This is a genomic window from Oceanobacillus arenosus (assembly GCF_003369575.1).
Classification (GTDB): domain Bacteria; phylum Bacillota; class Bacilli; order Bacillales; family Amphibacillaceae; genus Oceanobacillus; species Oceanobacillus arenosus.
In genome coordinates this window covers 309,726-323,205 of the sequence record NZ_PIOC01000014.1, presented here as the reverse complement: position 1 = coordinate 323,205, position 13,480 = coordinate 309,726, and the positions used below count along the sequence as shown (strand labels likewise).

17 protein-coding genes and 1 other annotated feature are annotated in these 13,480 nt (G+C 38.2%); all 17 genes read left to right on the top strand.

All coding sequences use genetic code 11. The features are described from left to right. The first annotated feature begins 2 nt into the window (after positions 1 to 2). Complete coding sequence (gene mreC, locus CWR48_RS09780) at positions 3 to 878, top strand: rod shape-determining protein MreC (RefSeq protein WP_115773045.1); 876 nt, start codon at positions 3 to 5, stop codon at positions 876 to 878. Continuing rightward, a complete protein-coding gene (gene mreD, locus CWR48_RS09775) occupies positions 878 to 1,402 on the top strand; it encodes a rod shape-determining protein MreD (RefSeq protein WP_115773044.1) in 525 nt (174 codons plus the stop codon). The genes mreC and mreD overlap by 1 nt, the downstream gene beginning before the upstream one ends. A gap of 94 nt (positions 1,403 to 1,496) precedes the next feature. After that, complete coding sequence (gene minC, locus CWR48_RS09770; RefSeq protein ID WP_115773043.1) at positions 1,497 to 2,183, top strand: septum site-determining protein MinC; 687 nt, start codon at positions 1,497 to 1,499, stop codon at positions 2,181 to 2,183. Continuing rightward, complete coding sequence (minD, locus tag CWR48_RS09765) at positions 2,176 to 2,976, top strand: septum site-determining protein MinD (protein WP_115773042.1); 801 nt, start codon at positions 2,176 to 2,178, stop codon at positions 2,974 to 2,976. The genes minC and minD overlap by 8 nt, the downstream gene beginning before the upstream one ends. Positions 2,977 to 3,342: 366 nt before the next feature. Continuing rightward, positions 3,343 to 4,110, top strand: coding sequence for a M23 family metallopeptidase (locus tag CWR48_RS09760; RefSeq protein WP_115773041.1), 768 nt, complete (start codon positions 3,343 to 3,345; stop codon positions 4,108 to 4,110). Then, entirely contained in the window at positions 4,097 to 4,960 is an 864-nt protein-coding gene (locus CWR48_RS09755) for a M50 family metallopeptidase (protein WP_115773040.1), read from the top strand. Before CWR48_RS09760 ends, CWR48_RS09755 begins: the two co-directional genes overlap by 14 nt. A 70-nt stretch (positions 4,961 to 5,030) precedes the next feature. Beyond that, positions 5,031 to 5,107 (top strand) — a sequence feature (ribosomal protein L21 leader region). A 13-nt stretch (positions 5,108 to 5,120) separates the two neighbouring features. After that, positions 5,121 to 5,429: a 50S ribosomal protein L21 gene (gene rplU / locus CWR48_RS09750; protein WP_115773039.1), complete on the top strand. Its 309-nt coding sequence runs from the start codon at positions 5,121 to 5,123 to the stop codon at positions 5,427 to 5,429. A gap of 11 nt (positions 5,430 to 5,440) precedes the next feature. Further along, entirely contained in the window at positions 5,441 to 5,770 is a 330-nt protein-coding gene (locus CWR48_RS09745) for a ribosomal-processing cysteine protease Prp (protein ID WP_115773038.1), read from the top strand. A 13-nt stretch (positions 5,771 to 5,783) separates the two neighbouring features. Next, complete coding sequence (rpmA, locus tag CWR48_RS09740) at positions 5,784 to 6,074, top strand: 50S ribosomal protein L27 (RefSeq protein ID WP_115773037.1); 291 nt, start codon at positions 5,784 to 5,786, stop codon at positions 6,072 to 6,074. A gap of 180 nt (positions 6,075 to 6,254) precedes the next feature. Continuing rightward, on the top strand, positions 6,255 to 6,782 hold the full coding sequence (locus CWR48_RS09735) for a Spo0B domain-containing protein (protein ID WP_170140736.1): 528 nt from the start codon (positions 6,255 to 6,257) through the stop codon (positions 6,780 to 6,782). A gap of 14 nt (positions 6,783 to 6,796) precedes the next feature. Continuing rightward, the gene (gene obgE / locus CWR48_RS09730; RefSeq protein ID WP_115773035.1) at positions 6,797 to 8,077 is read left to right on the top strand and encodes a GTPase ObgE; all 1,281 of its coding nucleotides are present in this window, start codon (positions 6,797 to 6,799) and stop codon (positions 8,075 to 8,077) included. A gap of 251 nt (positions 8,078 to 8,328) precedes the next feature. Continuing rightward, the gene (pheA, locus tag CWR48_RS09725) at positions 8,329 to 9,180 is read left to right on the top strand and encodes a prephenate dehydratase (protein ID WP_115773034.1); all 852 of its coding nucleotides are present in this window, start codon (positions 8,329 to 8,331) and stop codon (positions 9,178 to 9,180) included. Between the two features lie 161 nt (positions 9,181 to 9,341). Next, positions 9,342 to 10,415 carry a SafA/ExsA family spore coat assembly protein gene (safA, locus tag CWR48_RS09720; protein ID WP_170140735.1) on the top strand — a complete coding sequence of 358 codons (1,074 nt, stop codon included), beginning with the start codon at positions 9,342 to 9,344 and terminating at the stop codon, positions 10,413 to 10,415. A 223-nt stretch (positions 10,416 to 10,638) separates the two neighbouring features. Then, the gene (locus tag CWR48_RS09715) at positions 10,639 to 11,370 is read left to right on the top strand and encodes a YebC/PmpR family DNA-binding transcriptional regulator (protein ID WP_115773032.1); all 732 of its coding nucleotides are present in this window, start codon (positions 10,639 to 10,641) and stop codon (positions 11,368 to 11,370) included. A 268-nt stretch (positions 11,371 to 11,638) separates the two neighbouring features. Beyond that, positions 11,639 to 12,250 carry a Holliday junction branch migration protein RuvA gene (gene ruvA, locus CWR48_RS09710; RefSeq protein ID WP_115773031.1) on the top strand — a complete coding sequence of 204 codons (612 nt, stop codon included), beginning with the start codon at positions 11,639 to 11,641 and terminating at the stop codon, positions 12,248 to 12,250. 18 nt (positions 12,251 to 12,268) lie between these two features. Further along, on the top strand, positions 12,269 to 13,270 hold the full coding sequence (gene ruvB / locus CWR48_RS09705) for a Holliday junction branch migration DNA helicase RuvB (RefSeq protein WP_115773030.1): 1,002 nt from the start codon (positions 12,269 to 12,271) through the stop codon (positions 13,268 to 13,270). A 5-nt stretch (positions 13,271 to 13,275) separates the two neighbouring features. Next, a complete protein-coding gene (locus tag CWR48_RS09700; RefSeq protein ID WP_170140734.1) occupies positions 13,276 to 13,467 on the top strand; it encodes a DUF2905 family protein in 192 nt (63 codons plus the stop codon). Positions 13,468 to 13,480: the final 13 nt, after the last annotated feature.

Genomic DNA, 13,480 nt, shown 5'->3' with positions numbered 1-13,480 from the left:
TTATGCCATTTTTTCGAAACAAAAAATTATTTGTATTTTTTATCGGGTTCATTGTACTTGTTATTTTAATTGGCTATTCATTAAATAATCGCGATAGCACGACAACAGCAGAGAAGTTTTTAAATGATGTTGTTGGCTGGGGTCAAAATGTTATTCATACACCAGTTAATTTTGTAACGGATATTGTTGCGAACATCCGTGATTTCAAAAATACGTATGAAGAGAACCAAGTATTAAGAGAACAAATTTCTCAAAATAAAGGGCTTGTGTATCAAGTTCAAGAGCTAGAAAAAGAAAATGAACAGCTCCGGAACAACTTAGAGATTACAGAAACCATCCGTGACTATAATCCAATTCAAGCAACCGTCATCGCAAGGTCACCTGAGCAGTGGCTCAATGAGGTTACAATTAATAGAGGAAAACAGCACGGGGTTATGCCGAATATGGTAGTAATTACTGCAGAAGGAATGGTAGGGAAAATAAAAATTGCCAATGAATTCACTTCTAAAGTACAATTATTGTCTGGATTTGACGAATATAACCGGATATCCGCCATGATTTCGCGGAAGGAAGGAAATAATATCAACGGAATGATTGAAGGATTTGATAAAGAAACTAACTCCCTATTGTTTCGAATCATTGAGGAATCGGATACCGATGTCGAAGTGGGTGAGTTGATTGTTTCTTCTGGTATGGGCGGCGTATTCCCCGCTGGGCTTAAAATTGGAACCGTTAAGGATGTTGTCTCCGATCAATACGGTTTAACTCGTACTGCCTTAGTCGAACCGGCAGCAGAAATGTATGAAATAAATCAAGTAATTGTGCTGGACCGAAGTATTGCGGGTGTAGAAGCAAGTGCAACAGAGGGGGAACAGTAATGAAACGGTTATATATCCCGCTCTTTCTGTTTCTCTTTCTCATACTTGAAGGGGTTGCCATCGAATTCTTGCCTGCAAGTATCGTAATGGGAAATCAATTATTTATTCCACATTGGGTGGTAGCATTTTTAGTGCTCGTCGCAGTTTTTTATGATAATGACGATACATATGTTGCGGTAGTATATGCACTTATTTTTGGTTTGCTTTTAGATGCTGTATATACAGGAATTTTAGGTGTGTATATGTTTTCTTATGCATTTTCAATCTATATTATTAAAAATTTCAAAAAAATGCTACACGGAAATTTCTTTGTCGTGGTATTATTAGGTGTAATAGGTATTATTGTTGCTGACTTCTCGATATATCTTATCTATTTAATCGTTGGCATGACGGATATGTTTTGGCAAGATTATTTATTAAATCGATTACTGCCAACGGTATTACTCAATCTACTATTTATTTTTATTTTATATCCACTGTTTTCGAAACGTTTGAAACAATGGAGGAATGAACAACTAAATTAATACCCTTTTAAAGGGAAAAATTAGGATCATAGCTACATAATTGACTTTATTTAATGCTAATGATGCGTTAACGATGTAATGAGGTGACTTTATTTTGCTTGATAAGAAACAATTGGTAACGATTAAGGGTACTCGTGAAGGGCTGATACTTTTTATTGATGAAACCTGTTCATTTAATGAAGCAATTACAGAACTTCATGACAAAATAAATTCTAGTAAGCCTAAGCATGACGAACCGATTGTTTCGGTTACCGTCAAATTAGGAAATCGCTATTTGAAAACCGAACATGAAGAACGATTGAGAGAAATCATTAGTATCGAAAATCGTTTTGAAATATATGCCATCGAATCAGATGTTATTCTTAAAGAGGATGCATTACGCTGGAAAGAAAATAGTGACGTAAAAATCGTGAATCGGATCATTCGATCTGGACAAGTGTTAAATATTAGTGGGGATTTATTATTAATTGGTGATGTGAATCCAGGTGGAAAAGTAATTGCTACTGGTAATGTTTACATCATGGGTAATCTTTACGGAATTGCTCATGCAGGTGTGAATGGTGACCAAAATGCTTTTATTATTGCATCCTATATGAAGCCCACTCAACTTCGGATAGCAAATTATATTAGTCGTGCTCCAGATTATGAATCTGAAGGTGTGTATATGGAATGTGGTGTAATCGATGATGAACAAGACAAAATCATTATTGATCGACTACAAGTACTCGCACGTAAACGTCTAGAATTAAATGGATTCGAAAGGAGAATACAAAATGGGTGAAGCAATTGTAATTACTTCTGGTAAAGGTGGAGTTGGTAAAACAACAACATCAGCTAATATTGGTACTGCACTTGCATTAATGGAGAAGAAAGTATGTTTAATAGATACCGATATTGGACTCCGAAATTTAGATGTCGTGATGGGGCTTGAAAATCGAATTATTTATGATATTGTTGACGTAATTGAAGGACGTTGTAAATTAAAACAAGCACTCATAAGGGATAAACGATTTGAATGCTTATCCTTACTCCCAGCAGCACAAACCAGTGATAAGACTGCAGTAACCTCAGAGGGCATGAAGGAAATTATTGCAGAATTAAAACAGGAATATGATTATATTATCATCGATTGTCCAGCAGGAATTGAACAAGGTTTCCAAAATGCGGTTGCAGGTGCTGATCGAGCGATAGTGGTCACTACGCCTGAAAAAGCTAGTGTAAGAGATGCAGATCGAATTATTGGTTTACTAGAAAAGGAAGAAATGATAGAGTCACCTCGTTTAATAATCAATCGAATTCGCAATCATATGATTAAGAGCGGTGACATGATTGATGTCGATGATATCGTTCAACTTTTATCAATTGAACTGATCGGCATTGTTATCGATGATGAAGAGGTCATCAAGGCATCGAATAAAGGTGAGCCTGTTGCCTTAACACCAAATTCGAAAGCATCGATAGCTTACCGGAATATTGCAAGAAGAATACTTGGGGAATCCGTTCCATTGCAATCACTTGAGGATGAAAAAGGAATGTTCCAACGTGTGAAAAAGTTTTTCAAAATAGGATCATAAGGAACAAAAGCTTAAAGCTAGTTTGAGCTGTGTACGGACTGCGCCTCACGGACATGAGGTGGTTTGGTTGCCACAGGACGTGGCGACCTTAGTCGAACTTCTCCTTGCCTTTTGATATAAAGGAAACTCTTTGGGAGCGTAAGCGGTTGACTTAGATTACGGAGGTGAGGAAAGTCTCGCTACGGCTTTAGCGCTTGCGCTTGACGTGGCTATTCTCAGTAATTAAGTTATCTACAGCATTCAAATTTTATAAATACCTAGACGACAAATGAAAGATGTAATGATATTCAAGCATTACATCTTTTTTAATCATATGTTTATATCTCAATCATATACTTGTACAAATGTATATGAAGGATGAGATGAATGGATAAAGGAGTTAATAAGGTTCGTAAATCAATCGAACAACGCAAGAAGCTTCGTGGTGTAATTCCAAGGGAAAAAGAACAAGGGCAGATTTTTCCTATTATTCCTGAAGAGGAAGAGAAACATGGCTATTACCCAACTTTTCCTAATACAAGTAATAGCGAGGGGCGAGTGAGTGAAAAGCCGATTTCTTCGGGTATTATCTTAAGGGCGCTTCTTTCAACGATGCTTTTCTTCGGCATTGCCTTACTATGGCAAATTGACGCATCAAGCCTCCAAGCTCCAAAAGAATGGACAAGTAGTGTATTAAAAGAAGAATTTCCGTTTGCAAAAGTGAATGTATGGTATAGGGATACATTTGGGGCACCGTTAGCGTTTTCTCCAGAAAATGTGGACAATCCTAATGAACAAGAATTAATGGCACTTCCTGTGAGTGGAAATATTACAGAAACATTTAGTGGCGAGGGAATAAGGATTGAGCCTGGTACAGTGGCAGATGTGTCTGCAATGCATGAAGGTATCGTCGTTTTTGCAGGTAATGACCGTGATACGAACAAAACCGTTGTCGTCCAGCATGCCGATAATAGTATTTCTAGCTATGGATTTTTAAGTAAAATTGATGTTCATGTATACCAATATGTTGCCAGCAACCAAAAAATCGGACAATTTGCACCAACAGAGGAGAGTGCGACTGTTTATTTTTCAATTGAGAAGGATAATCATTATGTCGATCCGGTTCAGGTGATTCAAGTTGATGACCTTCGTTAAGGGTTTACCAAAGATTAAAATCCATCCTATTCTATATCTATTTATTATTATTTCACTGCTTACTGGTACATTTACAGAGTTAACGATTATCCTCGCACTCGTGTTATTTCATGAGCTCGGTCACTATGCAATGGCAAGTAGCTTAAATTGGCGGATAAGGGGAATCATGCTCTGGGTATTTGGTGGTGTAATGGATACGGATGAACATGGCACTAAGCCGATAAAGGAAGAAATCCTTGTCACGCTTGCAGGACCAAGTCAGCATATCATTGTTTACCTCATGCTTTTTCTTTTGTCAACGTTTCATTTAGCTCCAGCATCTGTATTGGAAATAGCCTTTTATTACAACTCGACAATTTTTTTATTTAATTTATTACCGATTTGGCCACTAGATGGTGGAAAACTCTTATTTCTTGTTTTTTCTGCAAGGATGCCATATAAACAGGCACATCAATCCATTATACTTGTTTCAATAGGATTAACGTTTGCGATCATCGCCGTTCAGCTTTTATTCTTTCCATTTACTCTAAGTGCGCTCTTTATTATGGTCTTTATTTTTCTAGAAAATCGAACAGAATGGAAGCAGCGTTATTATATTTTTATCCGATTTTTATTGAACCGATATGAAGGAATTTCGTCGGTTCAGATGATTCAGCCCATTAAAGCCTCGGCAAATAGCACATTTATGGATGTGTTTTCTTATTTTAAACGAGAAAAGAAACATCCAATCTATATTACCTACCCAGATGAACGGCGGATTGTTATCGATGAAAATGATTGTTTAAGAAGTTATTTTTATGATGATCAGCATAATCAAACGATAGGAGAAGCATTCCGATATCATGAATAGAAAAATCAGGAACAATGCTTGACAACAATACCTAAAACATGGTAACATCAATACGTTATTCATCGTAGCACCAGTGCTACAACCGCACAGACCAGGTGAAAGAAACTTGATTTTTTGAGTACCTGCATGGCGAGTCTGAGTTTATTAAGGAGGTGCAAGTATGTACGCAATTATTGAAACAGGTGGTAAGCAAGTTAAAGTTGTAGAAGGTCAAGAAATTTTCGTTGAAAAAATTTCTGCTGAAGCAAATGACTCTGTAACATTTGATAAAGTTCTTTTCGTTGGTGGAGATGACGTTAAAGTCGGTGCTCCTTACGTTGAAGGTGCTACAGTAACGGCTAAAGTTGAAAAACAAGGTCGTCAAAAGAAAGTAACTGTTGTTAAATTCAAAGCGAAGAAAAACTATCATCGTAAACAAGGTCACCGTCAACCATATACGAAATTAGTTATTGAAAAAATTAATTTATAAGGATAATTAACATGATTCGTGTCACTGTATCAAGGTCAGAAAATCAAATTACAGCATTTAAACTAACTGGACATGCAGAAAGTGGTCCATATGGCTATGATTTAGTATGTGCCGGTGTTTCTGCCGTATCGATTGGCACCGTGAATGCAGTGCTGGAATTGTGTCTTGTAGACCTGCAAATAGAGCAAGGTGCTAAGGGTGGTTATTTACATGTAATCGTCCCACCGTCACTTGAACCAGAGATAATGGCTAAAGTACAGCTTCTATTTGAAGGGATGCTTGTTTCCTTAAAATCGATTGAACTTGAGTATAGCAAGTTTATTAAAGTAGAACATAACTAGGAGGTGCAAAACTATGCTACGTCTAGATTTACAATTTTTCTCTACGAAAAAAGGTGCTGGTAGTACAAAGAACGGTCGTGATTCCCATTCTAAACGCCTAGGCGCTAAACGTGCTGATGGACAGTTTGTTACTGGAGGATCTATCCTTTACCGCCAACGTGGAACGAAGATTTATCCAGGTGAGAACGTAGGACGCGGTGGAGACGATACGCTTTATGCAAAAGCAGATGGTATCGTGAAATTCGAACGTCTTGGTCGAGATCGTAAAAAAGTAAGTGTGTACCCAGTTGCACAAGAAGCATAATAACGGTATATTTAAAACTCCAATCAATCATTTTGGTTGGAGTTTTTTTCTATTTAACTCTCATTCAGGATTTTGTGTTGATAGTGATATAAAAATCCCCATATTAAGATGTGATTCCGGATTAAAATGAATTTTCCATTATTTTCTGCTATAATTCTTATAGCAATGGGGGGAATAATAATGGAGGAAAAAGAAGTTGTTGAGGTTTTACAATTTTATCGTCATGATATCATGAACGACTTACAAATTATTAGTGGTTATGTTAGTATGGGAAAAATAGAAAAGGTAGAGCAGAAGTTTGAGGAATTACTCTCCTTTTATGAAGAAGAACGGAAATTAATGAGTTTAAAAGCGCCAAAGTTCATTTTATGGATTATTCGATTCAATAATCTCTACGATAATTTTCGTTTAACATACAATATTCACTTAGAAAACACGCAATTATCCATGATTGATGATATATTAATAAAACGAAGTAAAAAAGTTATGGATTTTTTTTCTAGGATTACTAATTTATCGACACTTTATGAAGTAAACTTAGATTTAATAAAGAAAAGAGAAACTTCACAGATTGAAGTAAAATTTTCAATTGATGGGCATGTCGAATTAGCAAATAGCGAGACGATTAATAGCAACCTAGAAAATGAATTCCATGTGTATAAAAGAGAAAATCGTCTGGAGTCTTATTTTTTGATTCCAATTGATTGATGAGGTGAATCATAATGTTTGTAGATCAAGCTAGTGTATATGTTAAAGCTGGTGACGGTGGGAACGGACTTGTTGCCTACCGAAGAGAAAAGTATGTTCCATTAGGCGGTCCTGCTGGAGGTGATGGTGGAGATGGTGCGGATATCATTTTTGAAGTGGATGAAGGCTTGAATACCTTAATGGATTTCCGATATAATCGCCATTTTAAAGCGAAGCGTGGAGAGAATGGAATGAGTAAATCTCAGCACGGTAAAAACGCCGCACCGTTAATTATATCTGTTCCACCAGGGACAACGGTTATTGATGAGGATACGGAAGAGGTCATTGCGGATTTAACGTCGCAAGGGCAGCAAGCCGTTATCGTTAAAGGTGGACGTGGCGGACGAGGGAATACGCGATTTGTTACACCACGAAACCCCGCTCCAGATGTTGCAGAAAACGGGGAGCCTGGTAAGGAAAGAAATATTAGAGTAGAACTAAAATTAATTGCAGATGTAGGTCTCGTTGGATTTCCGAGTGTTGGTAAGTCTACATTACTTTCCGTTGTAAGTGCTGCGAAACCAAAAATCGCGGATTATCATTTTACAACCTTAGCGCCGAATTTAGGTGTGATCGATACAAGTGACCATCGAAGCTTTGTAATGGCAGACCTTCCAGGATTAATTGAAGGTGCATCTGAAGGTGTTGGGCTAGGACATCAATTTTTACGACATGTAGAACGAACAAGAGTAATTGTGCATGTGATAGATATGGCAAGCATGGAAGCTAGGGATCCTTATGATGATTTTCAAAAAATCAATAAGGAACTAGAGGAATTCGATCCAATGCTATTGAAACGTCCGCAAATCATTGCGGCAAATAAGATGGATATGCCTGGTGCAGAAGAAAACTTGGTAGCATTTAAAGAAAAATTAACAGAGGATATCCCTGTTTATGAAATTTCTGCTCTAACAAGAGAAGGGTTACGCGACATTTTATTTGCGATTGCGGATTTATTAGATGCCATACCAAAAATTGCTCCAGAGATTGAAGATACGGATGAAGAAGTTGTTTATCGTTACCAAAAAGAGGACGCTCCTTTTGATATTACAAGAGACCCAGATGGTGCGTTTGTGATTTATGGTGCCAAAGTAGAAAAACTATTTAAGATGACAAACTTCTCCAGTGACGGTGCAATCCGTCGTTTCTCACGTCAACTCCGTGGCATGGGTATAGATGACGAATTACGAAAACGCGGTGCGAAGGATGGAGACACCGTTCGACTATTAGAATATGAGTTTGAATTTGTTGAATAATCGAGAACAAAGGCGTAAATGCCATTTGAGCTGTGGACGGACTCGACTGAACCAAAGGAGATAAAGGAAACACGATGAGCGTAAGCAAATCGATGTAGACATATCGTACGAAGGTGAGGGAAGTCTCGCTAGGGGCACTGGAGCTGGACGTGGCTTCTCTTTTCACAAAAATTTAAATTGGAAATTTTTATACTTTCCTAATTCTTATAAATATAAAGTGCTTTTGTATAGGTACAACAGGGGGAGACATGATGAAAACAATAGGCTATCTAGGACCAAAAGGAACATTTACAAAACTTGCGGTTGATACTGCTTTTAATGATGAGGAAAGACGAAGTTTTACAACAATTCCAGAATGTATTGACGCGGTAGATCAAGGGAAAATTGAGATTGGTGTCGTTCCATTGGAGAATGCGATCGAAGGTACCGTACAGCTAACGGTTGATTATCTTGTGCATCAAGTGCGACTACCAGTAGTAGCTGAAATTGTTGTACCAATTCAACAGCATTTATTAGTTCGAAAAGATTTCTCTGGCGAATTAAGTACGTTGAAAGAGGTTCATTCGCACAGCCATGCAATTGCACAATGCCATCAATTTATTCATCAGCATTTGCCAGATGCAAACATTCAATTTTCATCTTCAACTGGGAAAGCTGCCGAATTAGTAAGTGAAAGCAAGGAGCCAATTGCTGCAATTGGCAATATTATTGCAGCGAAAGAATATGGGTTGCAAATTGTTAAGGAAAATATCCATGACTATCCAAATAATCATACAAGGTTTCTAGTACTTGCACAGGATCGATCAGTTGTTTCGATAAATCATCCAGCAAAATTAGAACGAACAACCATGATGATTACATTACCAAGCGATAAGTCTGGTGCACTGCATCAGATTCTCTCGGCATTTGCATGGCGGAAAATGAACCTATCTAAGATTGAATCCCGACCAACGAAAACGGGATTGGGAAATTACTTCTTTATTATTGATGTTGACCAGACCTATGATGATGTACTATTCCCGGGCGTTAAGCAGGAGTTAGAAGCATTGGGATGCAGTGTTGACATTCTTGGTACATATCCCGTATATCATTTAAATATTTAAGGAAACCGGCTCTAGTTTAAATTAGAGCCGGTTTTTCATGTCCATATTTTAACCTGTCGTGACGTTTGTTTTACGAATCGGGCAACTTTTATCTTTTCGTTGCATATGTTGATATAGAGTAATTAGCCCAGTAATTTGTAATGAAAGGAGTTCGGTTCGTTTTGAAAATACACATCGTTCAAAAAGGTGACACACTATGGGAACTTTCCAAAAAATATGATGTAAATTTTGAAGAATTGAAACATCTTAATTCACAATTGGCCAGTCCAGATATGATTATGCCAGGAATGAAAATAAAAATTCCGGGTACAACGAAGACTGTAAAAAAAGAAACAGTGCACGTAAAGGAAACACCGAAAGAAACGGTGAAACATCCATACAAGGAAACATCTCCAAAAGCAATGCCAGTGATACATGAGGATGATAATAAGGAACATGTCGTAGTCAAGCACGAAGTTCCAGTTCAACATGTACCGCAGATGCCACTACAACCAATCATTCAAATGCCAGTGATGGAGCAGGATTTCCAAAACTATACGACGATTAATTTTCCACCAATGCCTGTTCATCATTATCATCCAAAAGAAGAGAAGAAAAAGGAACATGTGAAGGAAAAACCCGTAGCAAAGCCTGCACCAAAACCAGTGCCAAAGCCAGTGCCGAAACCAGTTGAGAAGGCGGTTCAGCCAGCCGTTCAACCACCAGTAGCAAAGCCGATGCCAGCGCCGATGCCAATGCCAGCGCCGATGCCAATGCCAGCGCCGATGCCAAAGCCGATGCCAATGCCAGCGCCGATACCAATGCCGATGCCAGCACAGATGCCAATGCCAATGCCAATGCCGATTTATCATCAACCAATGAATCCTTGCTGCGTTCAAAACTTTAACCCATGTTTCCCATATCCTATAATGCTTGAAGGGTGTATGCAACCACATCCGATGCATCATCACATGTTCCCAGCGATGCAAATGCCAGCAATGCAAATGCCGCAAGATAATGATTGTGGCTGTGGTGGTTCAAATACACCTGTTAGCCCTTATGCAGCAGAACAACAAATGTATCAAGGACAAATGCCATATCCAGAGTTTCATCACCAGCCGGTATTAAATACACAGCAAATGTTCCCTGGTCAATTTGGCATGCAGCGAGATGCAAATTTTTCTTATCCAACACCACCTTCATATCCTGGAGCAATGTCAATGCGTGAAGATGAAGATGAAATGGAAGAGCAATAGTAAGGAAAAGGAGACGATACTTGAATCGTCTCTTTTTCTATCCTTAATGAGGACAACTTATGGTATGATAAAGGGTAGTGTACTTCAAATAAATGTGACGGAAATTCCCATATAACATCTTGGTAACAGTAAGGTTTTCTAAACGTATGGGATTTGATATAGTAGTGTAGGAGATTTTTAGCTATTCACATGCAACTAAGTTTATTAAAAAGGAGAATGTTTTGTGGCTGGTCATTCTAAATGGCATAATATCCAAAAAAGAAAAGGCGCACAGGATGCAAAACGAGGGAAGATCTTTATGCGTCATGCAAAAGCAATATTTAAAGCAGCAAAGGAGAGTGGAGGGGATGCGACAACGAATGCTACTCTCCGCCTGGTAATTGATAAAGCGAAGGCAGATAATATGCCAAATGATAATATTGAGCGTGCAATAAAGAAAGCAACCGGAACATTAGATGGTGCAAACTATGAGGAGCTAACGTATGAAGGATATGGACCTGGTGGGGTTGCAGTAATCGTGAATGTTTTAACCGATAATAAGAATCGGACAGCAGCGGAAGTAAGACACGCATTCAAGAAAAATGATGGCAATTTAGGAGAAAACGGCAGTGTATCTTTTATGTTCGATCGGAAAGGGTATATTGTCATTACAGACGAAGAAGGCTTAATCGATGAAGAGGAGCTTACACTTGCAGCATTAGAAGCAGGAGCAGAGGACATTACAGCCGATACTGGTGTTTATGAAATTTTCACAACACCAGATGCTTTCCAAGAAGCGGTTGACCAACTAACAGAAGATGGTTATTCAATCGAAGAAAGTGAAGTAACGTTAATTCCACAAAATTATAATACCGTTTCTGAAGATGATGAAGAGAAAATGCAGCAGCTAATTGATACACTTGAAGAGAATGAAGATGTTCAGGACATCCATCATAATTTAGAATCTACTTTATGAGTTGATTCAAAGGGGATTAGATATTGCAAAATCGAAACTTCTATTTCTGTAGAAATAGAAGTTTTCCCGCTTTAGAATCAGATTGGCTATTGAATGTAGGGCTTGAAGTCAACCGCCCCAAAAACCACGGAAAGTAAAGTGTACTTTTTGGGGCAGTTGCTTGGCTGTATTACCATTGATTACTTCAGACAAGCTTTGATAATAGAAATAATGGCTCACTTTATTATTTTCACCTAAAATATGTTAAACTATGGGAGGTATTATTTACATGATTGCGTATATAAAAGGAATTCTTACAAACATTCAAGATGAATCCTTAATCCTAGACGTTCATGGCGTTGGCTATGAACTGATTTGTGCAAATCCCTTTGCATTTCAATCAAAATTAAATGAGGAAGTTTTGATAAATACATATCAATACGTTCGAGAAGATACCTTGGTTTTATACGGTTTCAAGAACGAGGATGAAAAATATTTATTTAAAAAATTGATCTCTGTTTCTGGAATTGGGCCAAAGGGTGCGCTAGCAATATTAGCATCTGTTGATATTCCAGGCTTTGTTTCGGCTGTAGAACGGGAAGATGATAAATTCCTTACGAGCTTCCCTGGTGTTGGTAAAAAGACAGCGAGACAAATTATTTTAGATTTAAAAGGTAAATTAGTGATGGAGCTATCAATCTCGATGGACCAGAATCAAGATAATACACCATCAACTGACCACTACAATACATTCGCAATTGCTGATGCACAGGAAGCGCTGAAAGCTTTAGGATACATGGATCGTGAAATAAAAGCAGTTATTCCAAAACTACAAGCAATGGATATCCAAAATACAGATGAAATCATCAAGAACGCATTAGCACTATTAATGAAAAAATAAGAAGAGGGGACGTTAACAATGGATGAGCGGATGGTAACAGGAGAATTGCAAAACGAAGATGCTACAATTGAGCTTAGCCTTCGTCCCACAACATTAAATCAATATATCGGACAACATAAGGTAAAGGAAAACTTAAAAATCTTTATTCAAGCAGCGAAAATGCGCGAAGAACCATTGGATCATGTTCTCTTATATGGACCACCAGGGCTAGGGAAAACAACGCTCGCAGCAATCATCGCCAATGAAATGGGAGTGCAATTTCGTTCAACATCAGGTCCAGCAATTGAACGTGCAGGTGATTTAGCTGCAATTCTATCCTCGTTAGAACCTGGTGATGTATTGTTTATCGATGAAGTCCACCGCATTCCACGTAATGTTGAGGAAGTATTATATCCGGCAATGGAAGACTTTTTTCTAGATATTGTTATTGGTACAGGCCCAAGTGCACGATCGGTTCGAATCGATTTGCCGCCATTTACACTAGTTGGCGCAACAACACGTGCCGGATTATTGTCGGCGCCACTGCGCGATCGGTTCGGAGTAATGAGCAGGCTCGAGTTTTATGAAACAAAGGATTTATGTGCAATCGTCGAACGAACGGCAGATATTTTTGAAATGCCTATAACAAAAGAAGCGGCATTAGAGGTTGCTCGCCGTTCTAGGGGGACCCCTAGGATCGCTAACCGTTTATTAAAACGAATTCGTGATATCTCTCAAGTAAAAGGAGAGGCAGAAATTAGTTTAGAAACGACAAGCCTTGCATTAAAAATGCTGCAAGTCGATGATGCAGGTCTGGATCATACCGATCACCGCTTACTATTAGGGATGATCGAAGGGTTTAATGGTGGTCCAGTTGGTCTTGATACAATTGCAGCAACAATAGGTGAGGATTCGCAAACGATTGAGGATGTGTATGAGCCATTTCTTCTGCAGCTTGGCTTTATCCAGCGAACGCCAAGAGGAAGAATTGTTACACCGAAAGCATATGCACATTTTGGAATCAATAGGCAAGAAGAATAATGGACATGGGAAAACTCTTCATCATTGTTGGAATTATTTTTTTAATCATTGGTGTTATCTGGACGTTTATTGGCAGATTACCTGGAGATTTTAGCTTTAAAATTGGCAATGCCTCGATTCATTTTCCACTTATGACATCGATCATTGTTAGTATTATTTTAACGATTATTTTTGCCATTATTGGTAGGTTTAAATAAAGAAAGGTTAGGC